Genomic DNA, 23,703 nt, shown 5'->3' with positions numbered 1-23,703 from the left:
GGTAATGTGTACCAACCCAAATCAAAAATGTACCCACTCAAAATAGGAACGATCAGACCCTTCAAGCGCGAAGACGACATGACTGCTGACTACGCGCAGATACGGATCAATCGAAACGGCCAGCCAGTTTATCAGGAAACCCGAACCTTCGACCGCAAGTGGGTGGCTCACGCGTGGATGAAACGACGTGAGGCCGAGCTGGCCGTACCAGGTGCGATTGAGCGCATGAACCGCAAGACTGTCAGCGTCAAACAGATGATTGATCGATACCTTGATGAGTACGAGAAGGTTCGCCCTCTGGGCAAGACAAAGCGGGCAACCCTCAATGCAATCAGTGAAAGCTGGCTGGGAGAGGTGGCAGATTCAGCATTGACCAGTCAGAAACTGGTTGAGTACGCGCAATGGCGAATGGGCAAGGAAGGCGGCGGAGTCCAGGCGCAAACCGTAGGCAATGATCTGTCGCATCTCGGAGCGGTGCTGTCCGTAGCAAAGCCAGCATGGGGATATGACGTCGCCCCTCACGCAACGTCGGATGCGCGGATCGTCCTGCGTAAGTTAGGCATGGTCAGCAAAAGCAAGGAGCGAACTCGGAGACCCACTAACGATGAGCTCGATGCCCTTTTTGCCCACTTTTTTGAGATGCAAATACGTAAGCCGACTTCGACCAATATGCCCAAAGTGCTGGGGTTCGCAATATTTTCCACGCGTAGGCAGGAAGAAATCACCCGCATTCGCTGGGACGATCTGGATGAAAAACGCCAGGCAGTCTTGGTGAGAGACATGAAAAATCCCGGACAGAAGATCGGGAATGACGTCTGGTGCCACCTTCCTGACGAAGCTTGGGCGATCCTGCAGAGCATGCCTAAAGGATGCGCAGAGATTTTTCCCTATAACTCAGATTCGATCTCTGCCGCATTCACACGAGCTTGTAAGTATCTAGAGCTGAAAGATCTGCGCTTTCATGACATGCGACACGACGGCATAAGCAGACTTTTCGAGATGGACAGGGACATCCCCAGGGTATCGAGCGTGTCGGGGCACCGTGACTGGAATTCTTTGCGACGTTACACACACCTGCGAGGGCGTGGTGACCCATATCAGGGCTGGGGATGGCTCAAGCGAATTTTGGACGCGAAGGTTGACCTTGGCGCACGCACGACCCAACGATGATGCAACAATTAACTTCACACTGTGCTTATCCGGAGCGACACAGACTCTAAGAAAGCCCCCGAATCTAATAGTCTTTTTTCGCCTAGCATATTTTTTGCATAACCGAGAAAAGCATGGAACTCAGACGAATGCGGTATAGGGCCTGCTATCAAGGGTGGATGCCACAACAAAAACATCTCTCTCGGTACGTTTTGCTCCCATTTTCGCATAGCGCGCACGTCTCTCGACTACCCTGATATCTGGCGCATTGACGCCGCCACCGTTTGATAAGGATAGTTTATGAACCAGAGAACGAGTGAACGCCGCATAACAGTGAACAGGAGTAGCCTTCTGAATGAGCAACAAATTGGTTGGGATGGGCGATGGTGACTCATAGTAGATTTTGTTGTATGCAGCCAGTGTCTGATAGACTAGCCTATAGACATAGCAGATCAGTCACTCATGCACTCACCTTAATGCGAAGCTAGGTTTTACGGGCTTCATCCATGACATAAACTGATGTCGGTTCTAAATCAAATCCGAAGTTCACAGCTCGCTACTTAAAGGATCTCTGTTGGTTGAATACGCCAGATGAGGAGTCGGCGCGTGTCGATTTCTCACGAACGTGGTTCTTTTGGTTCTGAACCACATGAATTGACGGAGCCGGGTTCATTTTGTATCAGGTAAATCAAAACAACACCCATGCAAACAATAAGCCTAAACGCAGCCTGCTGCCCATTCCATTTTTGAGACTGCCACATTAGAAACCATTCTCCAGCAATTGTCATGAACCCAAAAAACCAAAGAACAATACCTATAATTAAACCAGCTATAGCCAAGTTTTTCTTCTTTGTAAAAATTGAGTTTTCGCTGCGAATATTTCGAAAAAGTCTCAACCCACCCAAAAAACACAATACGCCCGATGCTATCTCTCCAGATATAATAATCCAGTAGACTACATGATGGAGAGTTGAATTCGTTATTGATCGAGAGGCAAGTGGGTTGCTGGGGAAAATGATGTCCATCAACAAGACATGCTGTACGAAAGCAAAATTCGACCCATAGTCAACCATGTTATTATAGCCAACCAATAGCAAGTAAAAAAATATAAACACCACGAGAGTAGCCTGCGAGAATCGTAAAGCAGTCATTGCATCATCCAGAGTATAAATAAAATTCAATCAAGCGACCTTTAGCCAAGATCGCAGCGATGCTAGCCTCTAGAGTGTAGGCACTATACCTTATGATATTCATTTTCTGCGCCCTCCCCCAGCTCCAGTCACGCCGAGCGTTCATGTGTGATTTAGTATTCACCAGACAGGTCGTTGTTGTCTAGCACCTAATGCGCCCCAAGGCTAGGAAAAACCTAGACAACGGCTAGGTACCATTATGCCACCAGTGCACTTCCTGCCCGCACTATTGGATGTCACTTTAAATACTATAATTTAAAAATCCCGATATTTGCCAGCGGTGCGAAGCTTTGTTATCTCTTCGCCACATGCACCATGTACTCATGCGATCTTGACATCACAGGACCTATCATGACCCAAATCTGCACTGAATCGTCTAGTTTGGCTGACTGGCTTTCTTATATAGACAGTCTACACTCACAAGTTATTGATATGAGCCTCAGTAGAGTTGAATCAGTAGCCGATAAAATGCATATTAAAAAGCCGGCCAAATTCACGTTTTTGATAGGTGGGACCAACGGCAAAGGCACGACGTGTCATGCCATTGAAAAAATCCTTATTTACTCCGGCTACACAGTTGGCACATTCAGCTCACCTCATCTGCATGACTACAAGGAAACGGTCAGAATACAAGGAAATAGCGTTCCTGAAAGTAGCTTCGCCAGTGCCTTCCATACGATAAATAAAGCCAGACTGGAGACAACTTTAACGCCTTTTGAATTCAATACGCTTGCCGCGCTTCATATAATGAAATGCGAAAAAGTCGACGTAGCGATAATCGAAGTTGGCATGGGAGGACGGGATGACGCTACTAACATCGTCGATGCTGACATTTCCGTTGTAACAAATGTGGCGCTCGATCACGAGATGTGGCTTGGAAAAGATAAGGAAAGTATCGGATTGATTAAGGCGGGTATATTCCGATCCGACAAACCTGCCATCATTGGAGAGCTTTACCCACCTGAAACCTTAAAAAAATGGGCTACCCAGATCGGCTCGATCCCACTAAAGCTAGGTGTGGACTGGGATTGGCAGGCATTTGAAAACACATGGTCTTACCAAGACGAACAGGGCGTAATAAACGAGCTCCCATTGCCGCTAATGCCTATTTCAAATATGGCTACAGCACTGTCAGCGCTGCGCGCATCCGGATTACATTTTGATCCGGATGCTGTGAAAAAAATGCTAGCGACGGATAATCTGCCAGGAAGGTTTCAGATTATTCAAGGTAAGCCCGTTGTAATTCTTGATGCAGCGCATAATCCTCATGCAGCTGCGTACTTGGCCCAACGTCTAAAAGGCCTTAAAGTCAAAGGAAGATTTCTTATTGTGATTGGCGTGCTTATTGACAAAGACATCGCCGGTATTATTCGCGAATTAAAATCGGTAGCCAGCAAATGGTTTTGCTGTGGTACTTCTGCCGGCCCAAGAAGCTCCTCAGCTAACGACATTTCAAAATATCTTGATGTCGCTGGCGTATACTCAAATATCACGGCTGGATGGAATGCTGCTCGCGAAGATGCAGAGGAGGAGGATGTTATTGTTATTTGCGGTTCATTTATGTCTGTTGCACCTATATTGAAAGAGCTGACCCTTCATTTGGAAAGCTAGGCTCTATACAAAAAGTAGTGTCACAAGTACCGCATAACGCAGGCCAATGAGACCATCGTCGTAATATGTTGCGAGCTTGTCGAAGCATGACGATGCGACGATTCTCATTCAGCCAGTTAAACATGCGTTCTATTATTTGACTAAACTGCGGCCGAAAATCAAAAAATCTTTCTGCGGCCTGGCAGCGTTTGTCCGGTACGTATTTGGAGAACCTGCCGTGGCTGGATTGTGCCGAGCGCTACGACCGGCCCCACACCTTCCACTACATGGACCCGCCTTATTGGCAGACGGCTGGGTACGGGGTGGATTTTCCGTTTGAGAATTATGAACGGATGGCCGACTTCATGCGGCGGTGCAAAGGAAAGGTAATGGTCAGTATTAATGACCATCCAGACATTCGGCAAGTTTTCAATGGTTTTTACTTCGAGGTGCTAAATGTTTGCTACAGTATTTCTAACAAAAAGCAAGGCAAAGGTACTGTCTCTAGTGAGATGGTCGTAATGAACTGGGAGCCGCAAGATCTTAATAGAATGTTTTAAGTGCTGTGATTCTAGACGTGCCGCAACTTGAGCGCTCTTGTTTTTTGTGATTTTGGCCTGTTGCGTGTGCTATAGCATAGTTAAGCTACAGGCCGTTTTTCGTCTTGATATTCGTTAGTCTAGGGCGTTGCGGTTCCTGGATAGTATTCCGATAAATCGGTCGCTCCTTACTTTATCTTGCTCTACATGAGCTTGTGAACGTTCGTACTCGGTTTTCAACGAAAACTCTCTCTCTTTAAGGTACTGTTTTATTGCGTCACTTCCTAAAACGCTTATGACTGCTTTTGTTGTTAGTAGAGGTGGTTCATCTGTGTCATCTGAGCCGCTAAGGATAACTATTCTTTTTATCTCATCGGGCGATGCACTTCTTATCAGCCTGAAGAAAGCACTTGGGAGATGCTCTGCGCTAGCTGCAGTTGCTCCTGACAATATTGTTCCTGTGCTCGTGAACTCTGTCCTGCTATCGGTTAAGATTCGCATTACTGCGTTAGGTGCTATTTTATCTAGATATGCTAGTAACGGTTTTTCTTCATCGCTTTCAATTATGTATTGTAGTTCACGAAGATCTTCTGGAAAGTTTCCCAGAACGTAATCTTTTGCGTGGCGATACGAGTCTATGGATTTCAAGAAATCTATCACATGCTCCCATCGATTTGCATGTGTATAAGCTGCCTCATAGAATTTTTGGGCTAAGTTGTCGGGCTGGTCTCTAATGAATGCTGCTGCGTGATAATCTAGAATGCTTTTGTGTAGGAATGTTATCTTGTTGAAGCCTTCTTCTATCATAAGGCAAGCGACATTAATTATATCTTTTTTGAAGTCTTCACTTTCGCATTTGTATTGCGGGTCGTATTCCACAGCGTCTTCAAAGGCTCGATTGAACGCCGACTGACTTATCGTTCTACCTTGCCCGCTTTGAATAACCATAAAGCAGAATGTGTCAAACAATTTCTTTAGCTTTGACTCCGGCAGGCCACTATGATGTTGGCGATTAAATCCAGCTTTCAACCTGTCATGTCTAGCAAATACGATTCCAAAAAGCCGGTCGAAAAAATCCGAAAGCGTAGAAGGTATTACTTGTTCTGTTTCATATACTATGAGTACTAGTGTTAGCATAAGTGGAGTTGTTATAAGTCCTTTTATATTGGTCGGACACTCCCGAATGGCTGTCAGGATTTCTTGACGTCTAATTTCGTGTGAAATTAACTTGGAAATAAAAGGGTGGTAGTCTGCGGAAGTGAGCGGTGCCAGTGGAATTACTTTAAAGCCTATTGCGTTCTGGATGTGGCTTTTGGGTCTGCTCGATACTATTATCTTCATGTTGGGGTGGCATGTTTGCAGGGTTTGTAGCTCTAGGATAGTGTCAGAGATACATTCACTGGGTATTTCATCGAACCCATCCAAAATTAGTGAGACTTTTCCCGATGAAGTTAAATAGTAAAGTGTTTCAGGAGAGTACTTTACATTGATTGAGTTTAAAAATATATTTATTAGTTCGGTGAGTGTTCTTTTTGAGGTGATATGTCTTAATTCTATAAATATAGGGATTATGGTTGGCAGGTTCGGTTTTATAAAAGATGCGGCTAGATGTCGCATAAATATTGATTTGCCTTGGCCGACTATTCCTTCAATAACTATGTTTCCGCTTGGTAAATCCTCGTAACTGTTGATGGTTAGCGTTTTGTTGGGTAAGGTTATTTTTGAAGGGTAGTAGAATTTTTCAAGAGGTGTGTCTGCTTCTGGTGCCCATATGGTTTTAACGTTGTCAATTTTTATTAGTGTTGTCGCTATATCTTTTATGTTTTTGCTGGTGTTCCATTTGGATAGCTCTTCTTTAACCTTTCCTTTGGCTTCTTTATAAAGATCACTTATAACTGGTGTCAATAGCTTGCTTAGCGGCAGTGCGGTAAATGCTGCGCTTGCCATTTTTGGCTCCTTTTGATTGATATGTAAAGATCGATTTTTATCTTTAGTGTTTAATGATTCTAGACGTTTTTACTGATCAGTCTAGCTTGGATCCCATAGGCAGTAGGAGGTCGGGACCTTGATTCCGACTATTGCCCACTGCTCTTTCAACCTTGTACCACTCAAATTTATCGTAAGCGCTCCATAAACCCCACCGGTCTTAATATGGCTGGCGCGCTCAGCTAGGCGATACGGGGAAGCAGTTCCACGGCAGCAAGGCTTCGTAATCTTCAACCGATGTCGCCGTTGGCAGGCCTTCCAGTGCGTGGCGCAGCCACGCATAGGGCTCTTGGCCGTTGGCTTTGGCAGTTTCGACCAGGCTGTAAAGTTGTGCACTGGCCTTCGCGCCCTTGGGCGTGTCGCTAAACAGCCAGTTTTTTCTCCCGATCACGAAGGGGCGGATCGCGCGTTCAGCGGCATTGTTGTCTATTGGCAGGTAGCCTTCCTCGACGTATCGCTCCGGCTTGCTCCAGTTACTGGCGAGGTAACTGATGGCTTTGCCCAAGGCGTTCTGAGCCGTGACCTGTGGCAGCGTCTTTTCGATCCAACTTTTCAACTGAGCCAGTATTGGCAGGCTTTGTTCGTGACGACCGATCTTACGTTCAGCGTCGCCGCAAGCCTTTAGGTCGCGTTCGATGCCGTAAAGCTTGTTGATCAGATTCAGCGCGATATCCGCGCGCCCCGTTTTACCTTTGGGCTGCACTTTCTGTGCTTCAACGAACTTGCGACGCGCATGGGCCCAGCACCCTAAACGCTCAACTCCAGCTTGGGCGCCCAGTGCATTGTAACCGGCATAATCATCGGTCATGACGTAGCCACGATAGCCATCGAGCAGGCGTGTAGGCACTTCCTGCACTCGGCTGGTGGAGTAGTCAAAAAGGATTACTGGTCTGTCCGGCGGGCCGCCGGTTTGCACCCACATCCACGACTGGCTACTTGGCTGGCGGTCAGGTTCTTTTAGCACCTGCACCCGCGTTTCATCGCAGTGGATGACGCGACTGGATAGCAGGCTGTCGCGCATTAAATTCAGCAGCGGCTGGAAGTGCTCGCCGCACTGGATAACCCAGCGTGCCAAGGTCTGGTGAGGGATATCGATACCGTGGCGGCTCAGTACTTTTTCAAAGCGGTGAAGCGGCAAACCGTCTACATATTTGGTGGTCAGCAGCATCGCCAGAACGCTCGGACTGGCCATGCTTTTTTCAGTCAGCTGAGCGGGTTTGTCCGCAGTGACCGGTGCGGTCTCACAGTCGCGGCAACCGTAGACTTTGCGGATGTGTTTGATCACGCGGATCTGCATCGGCACGATTTCAAGCTGCTCGCTGGTTTCTTCGCTGATAACATGCTTGCGGCAACCGCAGACACAGGTCAGTTCGTGCTCTGGCAGTTCGTGGATGACCTCGATACGCGGCAGATCAGCAGGTAGCGGCTTGCGTTTGCCACGGCGCTTGGCGGGTGCGACGACCTCTTCTTCCGTGTATTCGTCGGCAACGTCGGCGATGCTTTCTGCTTCATTGAAAAGGGCTAGCTGAGGCGTGGCAGGATCAGCCGTCTGCTCGGACTTGCGTCCGAACAAGCGCTGACGCAGCAGCGCGTTTTCCTCTTCAAGAAAACCGACCCGCGACTGCACCTTCGCAAGCATTTGCTTGAGAAGTTGAAGATCGTCGGGAAGGTTTTCGGGCACGGAATTTATGCCCTGGATTATACCGAATCAAGCCACGAATCGCGGCGTCAAAACTTGATGGGGACGGTTACGCCAGAGGTCAAAACCGTCGAGCAACCAGTTGAGTTCCTGGACAGTCAGGACAATCGCTTCGTCGGTCACATCGGGCGATGTTTTGAAACGCTCAGACTCCAGGCGCTTGAGCCAAAGGCAGAAGCCGTTGCGCTCCCAGTACAGGATCTTCACGCGGTTGCGCGGCTTGTTGAGGAAAACAAAAAGCACGGGGTCGAAGACGGCGACCTTGATGTCCAACTCGACCAGGGCAGCGAGGCCGTCGATGGATTTTCGGAAGTCGACGGGCTTGGGGTAGAGATAGACTTTTTCGACTTTTGCATCGGGTCGCATCATGGCGAACGGGCTCCTGAGAAATCGGGAGCACAGCATCGAGCATCATGTAAGCACTTGGAATGTGGGGTTCATGGAGCGCTTACAATCGATATTCCCGTTGTGCGTCTTGGAGCGAATAGCCAAAAAGCCGCACTTGGCGTGCATCTTAAAGAACTAGCGGATTACATTGATCGTCAACGCGATAAAGCAACTAGAGAACAAGACCAGTTGATGGGAAGAGCGGCTTAAAATGAGTGCCCGCCGATTTTATGGCAGGCACTCAACCCTCTAAAGAGCAATTCTTCAGCTTTCCAGTAAACAGTGGAAACGGCAATACACAATCATTAAAAAATTGTCTTGATGACTTTGTCAACACCTTGGATTAGATCTTCAACATCACCAAAACTTGGCTCATCTAGATTTTTATGACTACATTTGTTTCTGACATCTCCCAAAAACTGTATATGCCGATACTGCACCAACTCAATGACACCTGCAGCTTTGAGCGCGTCATTAAGTACAGATATAGTTCCTGATTTCTTGGGCAACTGGTGGTTATCGCAAACTACTTTTAAATGCCCTTCAAGTACTACTCCTGCTATCGCCCCAGCCGCACGGGAGAATTTATTCTTCAGAAGCTCCTTAGCACCGGCCAGCTCAGAATCGAATAAATCTGCCTGCACCAGCTGTTTAATGTCAAATAAAGAGCTGACAAACCTACGTTTTATTGCTTCAACGATTGCTATCTGCTGAGCTAGAAGAGGGATCGCCGATGACGCATCCGCCTTGACGGTCCCACCTTGAGATGTGCGAAGACCTTGACAAGCATCCTCCAAACGATAACTTTCAAAATCGATTTGCTTACGCGACTTAGGCTTTTCGTATAGCCTAACAAAATCACTGAATCGATCAGGTAATAATTGTCTAACTAATGGCAACGCCTCAGAGTACCAGTGCTGATAAACCTCGCGAAATGGTTTGATCTCTTTGATCAAATCATCTGCTTTTTCCGCAGAAAATTTATCTGCATAGGCTTTGTGGAATTTTGCATGCCCAAAAGCCTCATAGTTTAAAGATATATTCACCATCCCAGACTTAGCTAAAAGCTCATCCAAATCTGTAGAATATTTTTTCAAATTACTTATGACCATTAGTAAATACCTTAAGATATGGATGGGATAAGGAGTACGTAGATTAGTCGAAAGCGCAGAATCCGCAACAACAACCCTTATCAGATTACTTCAAACTACTAGACGGCGCGACGAAACTCATCACGATAGTAGCTAATCGTAGCTTCATCCAGAAAATCACGCGGATTACGCGCAAAAGCGGTTAATGCAATATTCATTAAAATCTGATTATTTTTTAGTGCAGTAGATGTTATAGAGTTATATAGCTTTGAAATCACCAAAAGAGCCGCGTACTCCCACAGATGGCCTTGAGTGACATTCATTGCAGGCAGCATTTTGGCAGACTTATAAACATTCGCCATCGACTCACAAAACTCATGGGCCATAAACTTTTCCACTAATCTTGAAAACTCAGACCTTGATACCGGAAATTTGGAATAGGGATCAATGCGTATGCCTTTCGAGTTCCCTTTAGAGTCAAAAAAAGACTTCCCATTGCAGTGTGCTGCAGCATTGACACAACTGATTCTTGCAAGACCTCTACTTAGTCTTCGCATGATCTGTGCTACACCAGCTACGTTTGTAGTAGCAGTTGCAGTTTCTAAAGTCTCCACTATTAGGTTATAAGTCCAAAAATCGTTCTCCCAACTATACCCTCGCGTCAGGATCAAACGTGGAACTGCAAACCTGTGGTATAAAAGACCATCATAGTCCCTATCAACTATCACTAGGGAATTTGGTATCTCTTGCTCGATAATCTTGGAATGATAATCCAAGGCATTCTTTTTACTTCCGGTGAGTTTGATTTTGATCGTCATACCATCAAGGTACAATGAGCATAAAGAAGAATAAAACTTGCTATCAGGCCTGCTCAGATCCTCAAGCGCAACATTTGTTTCAACCCGCCCTTCTACGTAGACGGTCAAGTCAGCATTGAAGAAACGTCTGAAGTTCTTCAATCCGCTTCGAGTCCTTGTAAAGCTCATGATAAAAGACGTTCCATGTCAATGATGCTCTCTGAGTGCACTCCAACGATATCTGGAGAATGCGTAGCAAAAATAATTTGAGCATTACGGTTGAGCTGAGATATAGCACCGGTTAGCTGCTCTTGCCAAGAAACATGTAAAGAAAGCTCAGGCTCATCTGCTATATATACATAAGGAGCCGACTGCTGAAGAAGCGCTTCACCAAGTATAATGAGCAACTGTTTTTCACCAGAAGAGAGCTCCTCAGGAAGAATAACTCTTCTTTTAAACTCCTCAGATACAGAATATCGGTACTCCTGCAAAAAAGTTATCTCATTTTTTTCAGAAATAGATATTGTTTTCTTGCCTTCAAACAGGTTGTTAAGAATTCTCAGGAACGAATCCCTAAGCTTAAATATCCTCATTCTTTCCAACTGCAACTTTTCGTACTCTGCCACTAGAGCATGAACCTTCCATGCACCGTACAACGTAGTATAGTCTTCAGCCCGAACAGTTTTGTCATTAGCTCGAGTATTTTCAATCGCACTATTAAGTTTATCGAAATGATTTTTAAACTTATGATTATAATGTTTAGGATCAACGCCTAGAACTTGAAATATTTCAGCGAGAGTATTTTTTTCATCCTCCAAATCTACATCTTTAGCAAAACTAAAGATCGACTCTTCTTTTTCTGGAGTCAACACCGACAAAAATATTTTCCTTTGAAATTCGATGGTCTGATTGTCGTACTCCTTAGCCAAGCTTGAGAAGTAGCGCACTAGGCTGTTATTCAAATCTTTGAGTTTCTGATCGATAGCCGGAACAAATTTACGTTCCTCAGCACCTCTAACGTCCTCTATATTCCGATGCACGGACAACCATGATATTTGCACAAGAGACTGCAGACTTTCTTTAAGATCAGCAAACTTTTCTTTTAGCATACGATCGCGGTACAATCTTGAAGGCGAGCCTCGATAGAAACGCTCTTGCTCTAAAGCATCCAAATCAAATAGCTGAGGCTTACCCCGTACAGAGTCACGAAAAATATAGTTTATATCAAAGTACGGAAGGCCTTCTTTTCTAGTTTTAGTCACTTCAATAGAAGGGTTTTTTTTACGGCCTGACAACTCTTTGAACACTACGACAACTCGCTGAAAATCAATGCGATCTAAACGTTCGAAGTCAGCGGTAAGCACAGCAGCGAGAAGGTTAATTACTGTAGTTTTCCCGGAGCCGTTTTGGCCGATGAGAAAGTTAAATTGATCATCTAGATCTATTTGGATTGCAGGGGCAGAGCCCCAGAGCTTTTCAATTGTGAATGACTTGACGATGTGCACTCGAGATCCCTCCCTAAAATACAATACTATGTGTGATGGTATATTAGCATCACACATAGGCGCCAGCCCTTTAAATCATTAATTTCCAGGCGCTCTAAGCTGGGTGCTTTTGCGACTTAGCAGTCACAGTTATACGGCACAGTCTATGCATGACGATTCAACCTCCGGCGCAAGCTCGAAAGCTCAAATCAAACGCAAGCGTGCCATCCTATGAGATGGCCCATTAGGGATTGAGCGATCTACAAGCGGAGCCGCTGCTAAAAATTTGCTACATTTCATTCTCTTGCGCTTTCCCAACTCCGTAGAAACGGGGCTCCCGTGCTCAGTCTATCCAATCCATCATCGGGGCGACGGAGAAGCGGCGGGACACTGTTGCAAGCGGATCGCCAATGTTTGCTGAGGCTTCGTTGTTTTCGATGTTCATGTGGATTGGTCTTTTACGCGGCGAGTTATCGCCATCCCTTGGCTGGCCTCAACAACATGCATCATTGAGAGGCGGTCAGCGAGAAAATGGCTCAATTGAATCGAGCGATACGTGGGACCACACAGTGGCCCGCACGCAGAGACGCGATCAATCGGGAAAGGCCGATAGTTTATCAGGAAAGCGATAGCCCTGATGACGTGCTGATTCGCAGCCGGATTTCAGGCACGGGAGCTGAACGTGTCAAAAAGCGCCAACGGCAAAGGCATTTTCCGGGCGTTTTTTTCCGAGGATATTCTGCTCGCATACAGCATTGATGCTCCTCACAACGCTGGTGCTTATTCTGGAAAGGACAGCTCTGGAAATGCGATCGTCGTTAGAGAGTACAGACATCCGTATCGCGGGCAATGCGGGAAGCAGCGAGCTTGTGATAATAGGCGTATCGCCCGGAATGAGTGATAACTCGCCCACGCCGATACCTACACCGGCACTGATGGCATTGAAAACGGCAAAATTGGACTCTGAGGTGAATCGTATCTCGGACGCCATCCCGGCAAACTGCAAGGATTGGACAGACACCTCTCGGCATATACAACCATCGGGAAAATGCACCAACGGTATCGGATGCCCTGCCCTGACCAGCCTGGCATCGCCGATCCAGTGCAGTTCTTCACGCCTGATGTATTCAGAATGCTCCATGACCCGAGATTCCGGCACTGCGACAACGGCCATGTCCAGTAGACCCTGGTCGACGTCGTCTATCAAGAACGACGACGTCTTGCAGACCAGCTTTATCTTGAGATCGGGGTTTGATCGAGCCAGGGCTTTTACAATCCCGTGAAGGAAAAAGAGTGCGTAATCATCCGGCATGCCCAGACGCAATTCGCTATCAGGGTTCTTGTTCTTCAAGCGGAACAAATTGTCATGCATGGCGAGAATCTTTTCAGCGGCCGCCAATACTTCTTCGCCAATGACCGTCAGCCGAAAACCGTCGTCGCCTCTGACGAACAACTTCAGTTCCAGAAGTGCTTCCAGCTTTTTTATCTGCATGCTGATGGCTGGTGGAGTTCTGCACAGCGCAACCGCAGACCGCGTGATACTTCGAGTTTCGCTCACCGATTTGAACGTGCGCCAAAGGTGCGTATCAACATCAAAGATTCGAGACATCCGTTTTCCCTGTTTACCCGGTGCAAAGCGGATGGTCGACTTTGCTAACCGGGTGTTTTCCCGCTCCGGGGTTTTTCCACTGCACCCCGGCTTTCCTTCCCTCTATAGTTAGGCCATTTGGCGGGTATTCGCAAAGTATTCCTGAGCATCAGAGGACATAGGGTTAAAAAACGGCGGGCTGAATCGATTTTCTGCACCCCGATCATCTTTCTGACCGTTCATTTACAGATGAAAACTTCGGTACGTCCAGACTCCCCTCCGCGGTACGGATACCGAGCTTCTTTCAGGAAGCTTCCTCCCGCAACGCGACGCCAAGCGCCTGCAGCAGAGGCGTATTTTCACAGGCGATGTACGTGACCTCTGCGTCCTCTGATGTATTGACGTGTTTGTGCCAACGCCAGACGGGAATATAAACGGCGTCTCCAGCTGTCCAGGCAACGAGCGTCTCTCCTACCATCGAAAAACCGGTGCCTGAAATGATATAGATGATGGTTTCATAGTTATGCCGATGCAGGCCCGACCCTTGCAGCGGCTGTAGCGCACCGAACGTCATGCTTATCGACCTGGACGGCAGGTCGACAACATGAACTTCGTGCTTTCTTGTTTTGCTGAACGCGTCCAGCGTGGTTGTTCTGACCCCTTCATGTAACAGCGTGCCCACGTCCTCGCCAGCGGCCAGACTGGCGGGAACATGCACGAAATCACCGGAAGAAAAAGTGTGGTTATTCATGCTCACCTCAAAGTTTATCGAGAAACTCAAGTCGCGCCTTGATCATCATGACGGCGGCGTGCCGGACTATTTCAAAACGAGTCGGTTTTTCCATCACCAGACGCGACAGAATCGCCAACAGGGTGTCCGCGTGACCATCGTCACATTCGATATGCAACGTGAAAAACCTGAGCCTCTCTGCAGCAACGCCCTGACCAGAGAAGCCAGTGACAATGTCACTGTACAGATGAGGAACAATGGCCTCGGCCCCCAGGCACAACGCCGAGAGTCCATAAATACCATTGGGCTGTTTGCAAAAGTTCATCATTGTATCGATGAGGTGCTGCGTGGAAGGAAGCGTGGCGTGCGCCTCCAGGTTCAGGTCGAAGGAGCACAACATCTCACGGTAGATAGCCGAATGAGTGGGTTCGGCGACTTCACCAAAACCCAGTTCTTCGAAAAGATTTTCGAACACTGCCAGAATATCTTCATCACCCTCAAGATGACTCATTAACTGGCAGATGTACCGCGTGAAATAACGGCTGTATTTTCCTTGTTGCACGAGAAAGTTCTTCAGCCGGTCTATCGGCATGCTTGCCGCACGGCACTGAACCAGAAAAGGATGATCGAAAACCTGCTGGATCAGTTCGTCTCTTAATTGTGCAAGCTCTTGCAGGATGAACTCATCGCCCAACGCACAGGCAGACAATGTACGGGTATCTCCAACCATTAAATGCATCAGGCAATCCCTCGCGATGACTCGTTGTGTAAGGTAGAAAGGTAGGCACGTTTCAAGATGTCCAGTCCGCGCTCTAGTACAGGCAGATCGATGGTCAGCGGAGGCATCAGCTTGAGCACTTCATTCAAGGGGCCACAGGTTTCCACAAGCAGACCTTGTGACAGGCATTCTGCAGACAGTCTGCTCGCGCGCCGTGAGTTGCCAAATCTCAATCCCATGAACAGCCCTCTCCCGACAATGCGGACAGCCTCGGGGGGTGAATGAGCGATTATTTTTTCCAGTGCAAGGCGCAGGACGGCGGAACGTTGCGCTATCGAGCGCTCGAACGCGTTGTCTTGCCAATAGCTCAGTGCCGCCGCAGCCGTCACGAATGCAGTGTTGTTTCCACGGAAGGTGCCATTGTGTTCACCGGGCGCCCACTGATCGTGCTCCGGTTTTATCAGCACCAGTGACATCGGCAGACCATAACCGCTGATGGACTTTGAAAGGCAAATGATGTCGGGGGATATATCGGCAGATTCGAAGCTGAAAAACATGCCCGTACGACCGCAACCGGCTTGAATATCGTCAATGATCAGTAGCGCACCTGAGGCCCGGCAAAGCTGTTGAATTCTCTGTAACCATTGCGGCCGCGCGCAATTCAAACCGCCCTCGCCCTGCACAACTTCCAGAATAATGGCCGCCGGCGGCTCGAAACCTGCGCCTGCTGAGGAGAACATCGTTTCAATAATATGCGCGCTGTCAATGTCACGCCCCAGAAATCCGTCATAAGGTAGCCGAACGACGTTTGACAGCTCTACGCCAGAGACGGCTCTTTTATCGGCGTTGGCGGTCAGCGCCAGCGAGCCCAGCGTGACGCCGTGAAATGCATGGGTAAACGCAGCGATGCAAGTGCGTCCGGTGATCTTGCGGGCCAGCTTCAAGGCGGCCTCGATTGCATTGGTCCCCGTGGGCCCGGTGAACTGCAGTTTGTAGTTCATTCCCCGCGGCGTGAGGATAATCCGCTCGAACTGTTCGATAAACCGAGACTTCGCAGCGCTGTGAAAGTCCAGGGTGGTCGTGATGCCGTCCTGCTGAATATAGTCCAACAGCTCTTTTTTCAAACGCGGGTTATTGTGGCCATAGTTCAGTGATCCGGCCCCCGCAAAAAAATCGATGAACTGCCGCCCCTCGACGTCTTCGATCACTGCCCCTTGCGCCGTCGCAAACACAACGTCACAGTCGCGACAATAAGAACGCACATTCGATTCACGCTCGTAGATAGCCATTGGCGGGTTCATGCCTGCTTCCCTTGCCCAGAAAAATTAAACTACGCTCGCGCCATGATGTAATGGCCCAGGCTTTTCTCGGGCCCGTAAAATATCGACAGCATGTCCTTGATGTCCAAATGCAGAACCGTACACTCTGACGTTTCATGCAACTCGTCTCGAAAGCGAATGTTCAAGTCACGGAACCCCATGTGGGCCAGTGCTTTTATCGGTGTGTGCGGTGTATCGATAAAACAATTGGCAAGGACGTCGTAGTTTTTTTCTTTCAGGCAATACTGCAAAGCCGCTTTTACCAAGGCAGCAAAAATACCGTAGGGGTAAGCCGAAAATATCTGATCGCGGTGCCTGGCCGGAACCATGAGTCGCGCACATTCGATCAGCGCGCCTTGCGCGGTTGCCCGTATCCCGGAAATATCGGCAAAGTTGTCGATGGGCAGACCTTGGTCCCCGTCGATAATCATGCGCATGACCCCCACGGCGGCTCCCTCGTCGTCAGTGGCGAGCAGGTAGACCGAGTTGGCATGGTAGCGATCATTGCGAGGATCGGTGTCATCCCCGTCCAGCCAACCTAACTCCTCGCTGTACACTTCCTGCCAAACAGCCTTGACCAGGGCGAGTTCGATATCGGAGTTTGCAAGTAACACGTTACCTTTGAAATCCTTCGACGTGACTTCGTCAAAGGACAGTGTCGATCCGTTCATGTTGTGCATTCCATAGCGTGTAGGTATAGGAAACTGCCATTATTGAAACAATCATTGCGACTGCACTGATGACACCTACGACGGGCGCTTCAACGAACTCGAGAAGTGTTCCCAGCAGGAAAGAACCTATCGGACTGCCCCCCATGAAAAACAACATCAGTAACGCTAACACCTGAGCTTTATTGCCTGAAGGGGCATTTTCCTGAATCAGCGTCTGCCCCATGCTGAGGGCAATACCGCCCAGAACCCCCCAACTCAATACCCCTAAAAACAGAATCCACTCTGTGAGCACGGACGGGATAACCGCCAGCAGTAACGACGCGAGCAGGCAGGAACTGATCAGTGCCCGTAATTTATTTTCTATCCCGCCCTTGACGGTCAAGACAATGACGGAAGCGATCAACCCGACCATAAACACGATATTGAACAGCGCCAACAACGAGGCGTCGTACCCCGGCAACCGGGAAATATGTAGGGGCAGCATGACGAAAAACGAGCCCAGAAAGAACACACCGATCAGGCCGTTCAATAACAGTACCGGGAAGATGACCGGGTGCTGAATGGAAAACCGCAGCGCGGTACTGGTTTCAGCGATCAGGCCGGAATGAGGCTTGCTGGGCGTGGTCACCGAAATATAAGAGGCGGCCAGGGACGACATCCCGAACAGAAGCGACAACAACAAGAACATCAGACCGACGCCCACCTGCGGTGCAAAACCTCCAATGGCGAAACCCACCGTCTGAATCCCGAACTCAATCCCGATGTTTATAGTGACGATCTTTTGCAACTGTTTCTTGCCCAGTACATTCAAGTAAAGTTCTCTGGCAGGCGCACAAAAGGCCGACAGCACGCCAAAGGCCAACGCATACACCAGCACGTTGGCGTAGGTTATTGCGGACTGGTAGCTCCAGACGGCGAAGACCAATGCCGTCAGCGCGCCACCCAGGTACACGCAGACCAATAACTTGCGCACCGGCTTGCGATCGGCAACATAACCGCCATAGATCACCAGCAGCAGCACCGGCAACATCAGGCACATCTGGGCGATGCCAAATTGAAAGGCCGATGCATGAACGACGCTGATCAGTACCCAGGGCAGAAATACGCTTTGTATTCCCACACAAATGAACCACAGACTGGAGGCCAGGAGGAACCTGGAAATATTGTGCCGTTCCTGAGTATCGAGCACTTCGTTCACGGCGCCTTCCTCAAAGGGCTGGCCCCGATCGGGGCCAGCTGGTTCAATTGACATTGAAGTGCTTGCGATGCTCCTCGGGGTTTGCCCACGTGCCGTCGAACTCATAAATACCGTTGTCGAACGTAGAGCCGTCGAACCAGTAATACTTGGGCATGGGGGGAAGTTCGGTGCTGTACGGTGCGCCCTCCAGGTCGCAAAGCATCAGCGCTGAGCGACAGAGAATCAGGTAATGCGAGGCCGTCGGTGCCACGGAAAGAATAGGCACGTTTCCTGTGTCTTTCATCCAGCTGAAAATATCGGGAATGCTCGGAAAACGAGGCTGATAAGAGGCCTGGAGCATGACCAGCCTTTCGACCAGTTCAGGTGTCATCTGCGCCTCTTCCGGAATATCGTAAAAATCCTCCAGCGTCAGGCCTGCCTTGTCGAACTTGTAGATGTTGGCGCCCCAACCGACCACCGAGGATGCCAGCAAGCCTTTGCACCTGGCTGAGTTACGGTACGCCCTGTGCAGTGCATAGCGCTCGCCAATGCTGTAGAAGTCCATTTGATCCAACACCAGATCACAGTCCTCCACAAACGCTTCAGCGGTGTGCTTCTGTATACCCTCCGGAAACACATCAACGCTCACGTCCCCCGCCAAACGGTGAACCAGCTCGGCAACCACCAACGCCTTGTTACGACCGACGGTTTCCACTGAAGCACCAAACTGTCGGTTGATATTGCTGATTTCGAAAGAATCGGGATCGGCAATTTTGATATGCCTTACACCCAACCGTGCCAGCCCGAGGGCCACGGCACCGCCAATACCCCCTGCGCCTGCGACGCCGACAACAGCATTGGAAAGCTTACCCTGATTGGCCATCTGCTCCAGTTTCGAGTTGCCGAGAAAACAACCGCTGCGTGAAACCCGCTCGTTGTATACCTGCTCGTCGAAAACGCCTGGAAATTTAACAATGCGTGCTTTCTTCAACATGATCTGCTCCTTGCTTTAGTTGCGGCCACCGCAAAAACTACAGGCCAGTGACAATCGGTTATATGAGCCTTCCAGAAAAACCCGTACTTCGCGATAGAGTTCGAAACGCTTTTTTTCAAATAACATGGCGTGGGTGCCTTTATCGATCAGCACGTACCGTTTACTGGAAGCATTGCTCAGGTGTGTGTACAGCCAGTCGATATCCGCCGCGGTGGTCAGCACATGATCATAATCACCGCGTGTGATTAACACAGGCACCGTGATTGTGGCAGGGTCCCAATACACGCCATGCCAGGCATCGTAGATATCCTGGGCAAAGCCGCCGGGTACTTTAATCATGTTCTTTTGATGCGCTCTTTCCAGCGCTGCATCACCGGGCCAGTTTTTTATAAACCCTTGTTCAAGCTGCGTCTCGGTGCCCGCCGGACGGTCTTCTTCTATCATGGACAATCGCTTGTCGACCGGAATCTCATAAAAGCTCTTGTCGGGTCTTTCGGCACTGCCGAACAAGCCTCGGACAATCTCCGGGCTTGTGGTATCACGCCGGACGATGGGCGAGTTGAACACGACCTTGTCTACTTTTTCGCCGTGCGCGCTCAGGTAATACCCCACCGGTATCGCGCCCCTGGACGTGGCGATAATCGTCAGCTTTTTAGCACCGGTAAACTTCAATACATAGTCGACGGCGGCATCAATCACGGGCACCAGGCTTTTGGCATTGCCCACCGATTCACCGTTGGCGTGTGGACTGGCCTCGCGCATTTCCGAATAATCATCAGAACGACCATACCCCGGCAGGTCCACCACCCAGGCCTCGCGTCCTGAATTGGCGACGTCTTGGGCCCAGGAATAACCGTCAATGGCGTACCCGGCCGAGAGATTACCTGAAATGGTTGCGCCATGAATAAACAGAACAACTTGTGACTCTTTCATTGTTTGAGTGTGGGTCCCTTTCGGCGAATCACGCCAGAGGGCCATTTTCATCGCGTCAGTTTTTAGCGTGACGGTATGAATTTCCACACCGTCTATATTTGCGGCTGAACTGGCAGGCAGTGGCGCCGCGCTCACCATTAAAGCGGTGGTACAGGACGCAATAAACAACGCAGCAGAAGCAATCCTTTTCATCAGTCGACGTCCTTGCGATAAAGTGGATAAAAGCATTCCACAGGGGCTGCTTGTTGTCTGTTCAAACTTTTTTAAGCCCCTTCACTTTTTTTTAATCATGCGTGCTGCGAAGAGGACTATGCTTGGCCATTCAGGGAGGCGCTATGAACACCAGCCAGGCATTCAGAAAGTTACATGAACGCGATGAGTTATTCGTCATGCCCAATGCTTGGTGTGAGGGAAGCGCGCGCCTCATTCAGCAGTTGGGCTACGCCAGCCTCGGCACCACCAGCGCGGGGATTGCCTATGCACAGGGCTACCGCGATTCATCTCCCTCGATGGACAATGAAGATCGCTTTGCGGCGATTGAGCGCATCGTTCGGGCAGTGGACATACCCGTGACGGCAGACCTGGAGAACGGTCTGGCGAAAACACTGGGCAAGGTCGAGGAGCACTTCAGAAGAGCCCTGACCGTCGGCTGCGCCGGTGCGTCCATTGAGGATATATCCGACTATCATGACCCGGACACCCCGCTGTATTTCTCCATCGAAGAAGCGTGCGATCGGGTGCGCGCTGCCAGTGAGGCCGCCCACGCGCTCGATGCCGATTTCATCGTCACCGCCAGGACCGACTATCTGCTTGGAGCGCACGCGTATTCGTTGAACGAGGTTATTAAACGGCTGGTCGCGTTTGAAGAAGCTGGAGCCGATTGTCTGTTCGCACCCGGCGTGAAGTCGATCGAGGACCTTGAGGCGATTCAGAGAGCGATCAGCAAACCTCTCAACGTCCTGCCTGTTTTCGGTATGACGATTGACAGACTCAGGGCAGTAGGCGTTCGCCGGGTCAGCCTGGGCAGCTCGCTGTTTCGTAACGCCTACCGGCAGATCTCCACTGTTTTACTTGGATTGGAAGAACCAGAGGGACTGGATTTTCTACAATCGGGACTGAGTCTGAATCAGCTCGATGAAGTGATGCGTTAGCCAGGATCGAGTGTTTGCATGGAGCATACATGTGATATCCGATAGAAACCGAAATCCCGTTATTGGTCTCGAGAACGGCGTGACGATCAACCGTAGCTCCTTTCGTCTGGCCTGGCGGACGCTGAGGTTTGGTAAAGCAGAGCAGTTGGCAACTGAGATGGCAAGCGTTGAAAACTTACCCGTTTCAACGACAGGCCTGGAGACAGTACTGAGCCCGGCCATGCGGCTTTTTGACGGGTGTGCAGACATGGGTCTATGGGACGATGATGCGTATGACCTGTTGATCATTCGTCTTCCCCCCGACGGCAGCAGATCGGACACCTACAGGCATCTCATCCGTGTGGCACGTCAGGGTGTGATTATCCTGCGCTGACTTTCAGGCCATGACGGGCGCGTTATCAGGGACAGGCAGCTCTGATCCGGATGCTCTTCAGTTGCCTCGCAACTCTATCGCCGCCACGCGACCTCACCCCGCACTCAACGGGATAATCACCGCAAACGTAGTCCCCAGATCCGCTTTCGATGTCACCTCGATACGCCCACCGTGCGCATCGACTATCCTGTCGACGATGAACAGGCCCAGCCCCAGGCTTGAATAAGGTCCGTTGTCGGTCATCTTTTCGGGTGAGTAACGGTCCATCGGGTTGAAGATGAACGGAAGCACGTCTTCGGGAATCGGGCTGCCGGTGTTGTGGACGGTAAAGTGGAGCTCGTTCTTCGAGACGGCCAGCGTCACTTCGACGGGATCGCTGCTATTGCCGTGCTGTATGGCGTTGCCGATGAGGTTGGAGAAGACCTGCTCCAGGCGATCGCCATCGAAGCGGCCAATGACCGGTTCGTCTGAAGTCAGACGAATGTCTGCCTCAGGGTGGACCGTACTCGACTCTTCAACGATCCGCGCGCAGATGGGTTGCATGTCTACTTCGGTCTTTTTCAGCGGGATGCCGGGACCGATCTGTGAGCGCGTGAAGTCGAGCAGGTCGCCAACGATCTGGTTGGCCCTTTTCACGCTGGAATAGATCCTCGATGCGACCTTGGTTGGCCGCGCGCCCAGATCATGGGTGCGCAACAACACGTCGGCACCCAGCAGTATGGCGCTTAGCGGGGTGCGCAAGTCGTGCCCGAGAATGCCCAGAAAGATGTTGCGTGACGCCTGGATCGCGCTGGTATAGCTGGAGATAGACTCGGCCAGGGCCTGATCTATCGCCTCGTTGAAACGGATCATGTCTTCGATCTGCTGTTGAGTGTCCAGCGCCTCTCGCGACATCCACTGTTTGATCACGCTCGCCCGTAATGCCCGAAACTCCGAGACCACCTGATCGATGGTGAAGCCCGACATCAACCGAGTGATCGCGTGGCTTTTCGCTGCGGTCTGTTCATCTGACGCGCCGTGCCCTTGCGACTTGTCGACCTGCTGCTGCGACGACTGATCCGTTTGCAGATCAGTGGCGATGGCCCGCAGCATTCGCTCGGCATGGTCCCTTAGCTCTGCGGTATCCAGAGGCTCGCCGAGCGTGGACAGGGTACGTGCGAAATCGGTCCATTCGCGCACGATAGGCTCGATGTTGTCGAGGATGAAGCCTGATAACCGCATAGCCATTCAAACCTGAACATGAACCCGGCAGACTGCAGATTCGTAGGGTGAGCCAAGTATCCGTCCCGATCAGCCGGACAGATACAATATGGAGTGAAGTTCACACAGGCAAGGGTATAACGGAATACCGAATTTAATCGGCAAGTGCCTGTAAACGAGCCTGAACTGCATCGTCGAAAATGATGTAAAGCGCTTCGGCATCGGCTGGGCGCAGCTTTCTGCTGGTCTCCAGACCGTGAATGTATTCGATCTGCAACGCCGCTTCGGCTTCCACGTCGGCGCGAGTGCTGGTTGCGTCGAGCGCCCTTACCAGATCACTGATTGCTCCCTGTAGAGGCTTGGGGAGCCGTAACTGGTCAAGTCGTTCTTGCATGCGCTCGGTATTCCGCTAAAAGCCAAAGAGTGGGCAGCAGATCATGCAGCGGCGTGCAATGCAAGAACATGCGTCTGTTCATCGATGAGCTGATGATGCAGCGCGGCCCTCCAGCAGGTTTTTCAGGCTGTAGGTCACCACGCCCAGGATGATCAGGTCATCGTTGTCGGTGACATGCAGTGGTGGGTAATCCGGGTTTTGCGATTCCAGAATCACTACATCGCCGCGCATGTGCAAACGTCGGCAGATCTGCCGTGCATTGAGCGAGGCAACGACGATGTCACCGTGCTCGGCGTACTGGCTGCGGTCGACCACCAGCATATCCCCGCTGCACATGCGGCCCCCCTGCATACCTTGATCTTCGATCCTGGCCAGGTAGGCGTGCGGCTCACGGACCTCACAAAGCTCGGCGATGGAAACATGCTTCTCGACCACTGGCGATCTGGAGCCAACGGACGACAGCGATATGAACGGGAGTTTGATGCCCCCTGCCGACAACGGGCCAAGGAAGGTAACACTCATGAGGCGAGCCTTTTCTGATTA

22 protein-coding genes and 2 pseudogenes are annotated in these 23,703 nt (G+C 50.0%); 6 read left to right on the top strand and 18 right to left on the bottom strand.

Annotation, left to right across the window (positions count from 1 at the left end; translation table 11 throughout):
• The first annotated feature begins 42 nt into the window (after positions 1-42).
• Positions 43-1,170: a site-specific integrase gene (locus AC54XV_RS09975; protein WP_096127154.1), complete on the top strand. Its 1,128-nt coding sequence runs from the start codon at positions 43-45 to the stop codon at positions 1,168-1,170.
• A 596-nt stretch (positions 1,171-1,766) separates the two neighbouring features.
• Here the strand turns inward: AC54XV_RS09975 and AC54XV_RS09970 are convergent.
• Positions 1,767-2,300, bottom strand: a complete 534-nt coding sequence (locus tag AC54XV_RS09970) for a DUF2165 family protein (RefSeq protein WP_496718496.1) — start codon at positions 2,298-2,300, stop codon at positions 1,767-1,769.
• A 390-nt stretch (positions 2,301-2,690) separates the two neighbouring features.
• Between AC54XV_RS09970 and folC the strand changes: the two genes are divergently transcribed.
• Together folC and AC54XV_RS09960 are read left to right on the top strand one after the other, a co-directional pair.
• Positions 2,691-3,950 carry a bifunctional tetrahydrofolate synthase/dihydrofolate synthase gene (gene folC / locus AC54XV_RS09965; RefSeq protein ID WP_096127138.1) on the top strand — a complete coding sequence of 420 codons (1,260 nt, stop codon included), beginning with the start codon at positions 2,691-2,693 and terminating at the stop codon, positions 3,948-3,950.
• 140 nt (positions 3,951-4,090) lie between these two features.
• Positions 4,091-4,489, top strand: a pseudogene (locus AC54XV_RS09960) (DNA adenine methylase); the annotation flags it as partial.
• Positions 4,490-4,603: 114 nt separating this feature from the next.
• On the opposite strand, the gene AC54XV_RS09955 reads toward AC54XV_RS09960, so the two are convergent.
• The 3 genes from AC54XV_RS09955 to tnpB all read right to left on the bottom strand — a co-directional run bounded on the left by AC54XV_RS09955 (position 4,604) and on the right by tnpB (position 8,522).
• Positions 4,604-6,415 (bottom strand): NACHT domain-containing protein, encoded by a 1,812-nt coding sequence (locus tag AC54XV_RS09955; protein WP_110392404.1) that lies wholly within the window; start codon positions 6,413-6,415, stop codon positions 4,604-4,606.
• A gap of 217 nt (positions 6,416-6,632) precedes the next feature.
• A complete protein-coding gene (tnpC, locus tag AC54XV_RS09950; protein ID WP_496718934.1) occupies positions 6,633-8,144 on the bottom strand; it encodes an IS66 family transposase in 1,512 nt (503 codons plus the stop codon).
• Positions 8,145-8,162: 18 nt separating this feature from the next.
• A complete protein-coding gene (gene tnpB, locus AC54XV_RS09945; protein ID WP_234561187.1) occupies positions 8,163-8,522 on the bottom strand; it encodes an IS66 family insertion sequence element accessory protein TnpB in 360 nt (119 codons plus the stop codon).
• Positions 8,523-8,606: 84 nt separating this feature from the next.
• On the opposite strand from tnpB, the pseudogene AC54XV_RS09940 reads away from it, so the two are divergent.
• A pseudogene (locus tag AC54XV_RS09940) lies at positions 8,607-8,750 on the top strand (pyocin activator PrtN family protein); the annotation flags it as partial.
• 95 nt (positions 8,751-8,845) lie between these two features.
• Here the strand turns inward: AC54XV_RS09940 and AC54XV_RS09935 are convergent.
• From AC54XV_RS09935 to AC54XV_RS09885, 11 genes are all read right to left on the bottom strand, one after another.
• Complete coding sequence (locus tag AC54XV_RS09935; protein WP_096127141.1) at positions 8,846-9,652, bottom strand: hypothetical protein; 807 nt, start codon at positions 9,650-9,652, stop codon at positions 8,846-8,848.
• A gap of 98 nt (positions 9,653-9,750) precedes the next feature.
• Positions 9,751-10,617: a DUF4435 domain-containing protein gene (locus AC54XV_RS09930; RefSeq protein WP_096127142.1), complete on the bottom strand. Its 867-nt coding sequence runs from the start codon at positions 10,615-10,617 to the stop codon at positions 9,751-9,753.
• Positions 10,614-11,933: an AAA family ATPase gene (locus AC54XV_RS09925; RefSeq protein WP_158227020.1), complete on the bottom strand. Its 1,320-nt coding sequence runs from the start codon at positions 11,931-11,933 to the stop codon at positions 10,614-10,616. Before AC54XV_RS09925 ends, AC54XV_RS09930 begins: the two co-directional genes overlap by 4 nt.
• Positions 11,934-12,597: 664 nt before the next feature.
• On the bottom strand, positions 12,598-13,521 hold the full coding sequence (locus tag AC54XV_RS09920) for a LysR family transcriptional regulator (protein WP_225650718.1): 924 nt from the start codon (positions 13,519-13,521) through the stop codon (positions 12,598-12,600).
• A gap of 283 nt (positions 13,522-13,804) precedes the next feature.
• Positions 13,805-14,251: a cupin domain-containing protein gene (locus AC54XV_RS09915; RefSeq protein WP_024640593.1), complete on the bottom strand. Its 447-nt coding sequence runs from the start codon at positions 14,249-14,251 to the stop codon at positions 13,805-13,807.
• A gap of 7 nt (positions 14,252-14,258) precedes the next feature.
• On the bottom strand, positions 14,259-14,969 hold the full coding sequence (locus tag AC54XV_RS09910; RefSeq protein ID WP_496718491.1) for an iron-containing redox enzyme family protein: 711 nt from the start codon (positions 14,967-14,969) through the stop codon (positions 14,259-14,261).
• Entirely contained in the window at positions 14,969-16,249 is a 1,281-nt protein-coding gene (ectB, locus tag AC54XV_RS09905) for a diaminobutyrate--2-oxoglutarate transaminase (RefSeq protein ID WP_496718489.1), read from the bottom strand. Before ectB ends, AC54XV_RS09910 begins: the two co-directional genes overlap by 1 nt.
• Positions 16,250-16,278: 29 nt before the next feature.
• Complete coding sequence (locus AC54XV_RS09900; protein ID WP_496718487.1) at positions 16,279-16,938, bottom strand: N-acyl amino acid synthase FeeM domain-containing protein; 660 nt, start codon at positions 16,936-16,938, stop codon at positions 16,279-16,281.
• Entirely contained in the window at positions 16,913-18,136 is a 1,224-nt protein-coding gene (locus AC54XV_RS09895) for an MFS transporter (protein WP_496718485.1), read from the bottom strand. Before AC54XV_RS09895 ends, AC54XV_RS09900 begins: the two co-directional genes overlap by 26 nt.
• A gap of 43 nt (positions 18,137-18,179) precedes the next feature.
• Entirely contained in the window at positions 18,180-19,109 is a 930-nt protein-coding gene (locus tag AC54XV_RS09890) for a ThiF family adenylyltransferase (RefSeq protein ID WP_496718483.1), read from the bottom strand.
• Positions 19,110-19,124: 15 nt separating this feature from the next.
• Positions 19,125-20,234, bottom strand: a complete 1,110-nt coding sequence (locus AC54XV_RS09885) for an alpha/beta fold hydrolase (RefSeq protein ID WP_011267317.1) — start codon at positions 20,232-20,234, stop codon at positions 19,125-19,127.
• Between the two features lie 143 nt (positions 20,235-20,377).
• Here AC54XV_RS09885 and AC54XV_RS09880 point away from each other — a divergent pair, with 143 nt between their 5' ends.
• Positions 20,378-21,193: an isocitrate lyase/PEP mutase family protein gene (locus AC54XV_RS09880; protein ID WP_496718481.1), complete on the top strand. Its 816-nt coding sequence runs from the start codon at positions 20,378-20,380 to the stop codon at positions 21,191-21,193.
• A 79-nt stretch (positions 21,194-21,272) separates the two neighbouring features.
• Entirely contained in the window at positions 21,273-21,566 is a 294-nt protein-coding gene (locus AC54XV_RS09875) for a hypothetical protein (RefSeq protein WP_173929320.1), read from the top strand.
• Positions 21,567-21,659: 93 nt separating this feature from the next.
• Here AC54XV_RS09875 and AC54XV_RS09870 read toward each other — a convergent pair whose 3' ends face one another.
• The 3 genes from AC54XV_RS09870 to AC54XV_RS09860 form a co-directional block, all read right to left on the bottom strand.
• Complete coding sequence (locus AC54XV_RS09870; protein WP_496718932.1) at positions 21,660-22,787, bottom strand: ATP-binding protein; 1,128 nt, start codon at positions 22,785-22,787, stop codon at positions 21,660-21,662.
• A gap of 133 nt (positions 22,788-22,920) precedes the next feature.
• Positions 22,921-23,160: a hypothetical protein gene (locus AC54XV_RS09865; RefSeq protein ID WP_011267313.1), complete on the bottom strand. Its 240-nt coding sequence runs from the start codon at positions 23,158-23,160 to the stop codon at positions 22,921-22,923.
• 78 nt (positions 23,161-23,238) lie between these two features.
• Complete coding sequence (locus AC54XV_RS09860) at positions 23,239-23,682, bottom strand: S24 family peptidase (RefSeq protein WP_496718479.1); 444 nt, start codon at positions 23,680-23,682, stop codon at positions 23,239-23,241.
• Positions 23,683-23,703: the final 21 nt, after the last annotated feature.

The organism is Pseudomonas fragariae (ex Marin et al. 2024) (assembly GCF_059621105.1).
Note: the sequence above shows the minus strand (reverse complement) of the source record. Positions and strands in the feature narration are given on the sequence as shown.

Coding starts and splice junctions, on each gene's coding strand:
- AC54XV_RS09885 (WP_011267317.1), bottom strand. CDS start 20,234: ATGAAAAGGATTGCTTCTGCTGCGTTGTTTATTGCGTCCTGTACCACC.
- AC54XV_RS09880 (WP_496718481.1), top strand. CDS start 20,378: ATGAACACCAGCCAGGCATTCAGAAAGTTACATGAACGCGATGAGTTA.
- AC54XV_RS09935 (WP_096127141.1), bottom strand. CDS start 9,652: ATGGTCATAAGTAATTTGAAAAAATATTCTACAGATTTGGATGAGCTT.
- AC54XV_RS09870 (WP_496718932.1), bottom strand. CDS start 22,787: ATGCGGTTATCAGGCTTCATCCTCGACAACATCGAGCCTATCGTGCGC.
- AC54XV_RS09920 (WP_225650718.1), bottom strand. CDS start 13,521: ATGTCTCGAATCTTTGATGTTGATACGCACCTTTGGCGCACGTTCAAA.
- AC54XV_RS09930 (WP_096127142.1), bottom strand. CDS start 10,617: ATGAGCTTTACAAGGACTCGAAGCGGATTGAAGAACTTCAGACGTTTC.
- AC54XV_RS09955 (WP_110392404.1), bottom strand. CDS start 6,415: ATGGCAAGCGCAGCATTTACCGCACTGCCGCTAAGCAAGCTATTGACA.
- tnpB (WP_234561187.1), bottom strand. CDS start 8,522: ATGATGCGACCCGATGCAAAAGTCGAAAAAGTCTATCTCTACCCCAAG.
- AC54XV_RS09915 (WP_024640593.1), bottom strand. CDS start 14,251: ATGAATAACCACACTTTTTCTTCCGGTGATTTCGTGCATGTTCCCGCC.
- AC54XV_RS09890 (WP_496718483.1), bottom strand. CDS start 19,109: ATGTTGAAGAAAGCACGCATTGTTAAATTTCCAGGCGTTTTCGACGAG.
- AC54XV_RS09970 (WP_496718496.1), bottom strand. CDS start 2,300: ATGACTGCTTTACGATTCTCGCAGGCTACTCTCGTGGTGTTTATATTT.
- AC54XV_RS09910 (WP_496718491.1), bottom strand. CDS start 14,969: ATGCATTTAATGGTTGGAGATACCCGTACATTGTCTGCCTGTGCGTTG.
- ectB (WP_496718489.1), bottom strand. CDS start 16,249: ATGAACCCGCCAATGGCTATCTACGAGCGTGAATCGAATGTGCGTTCT.
- AC54XV_RS09865 (WP_011267313.1), bottom strand. CDS start 23,160: ATGCAAGAACGACTTGACCAGTTACGGCTCCCCAAGCCTCTACAGGGA.
- folC (WP_096127138.1), top strand. CDS start 2,691: ATGACCCAAATCTGCACTGAATCGTCTAGTTTGGCTGACTGGCTTTCT.
- AC54XV_RS09900 (WP_496718487.1), bottom strand. CDS start 16,938: ATGAACGGATCGACACTGTCCTTTGACGAAGTCACGTCGAAGGATTTC.
- AC54XV_RS09860 (WP_496718479.1), bottom strand. CDS start 23,682: ATGAGTGTTACCTTCCTTGGCCCGTTGTCGGCAGGGGGCATCAAACTC.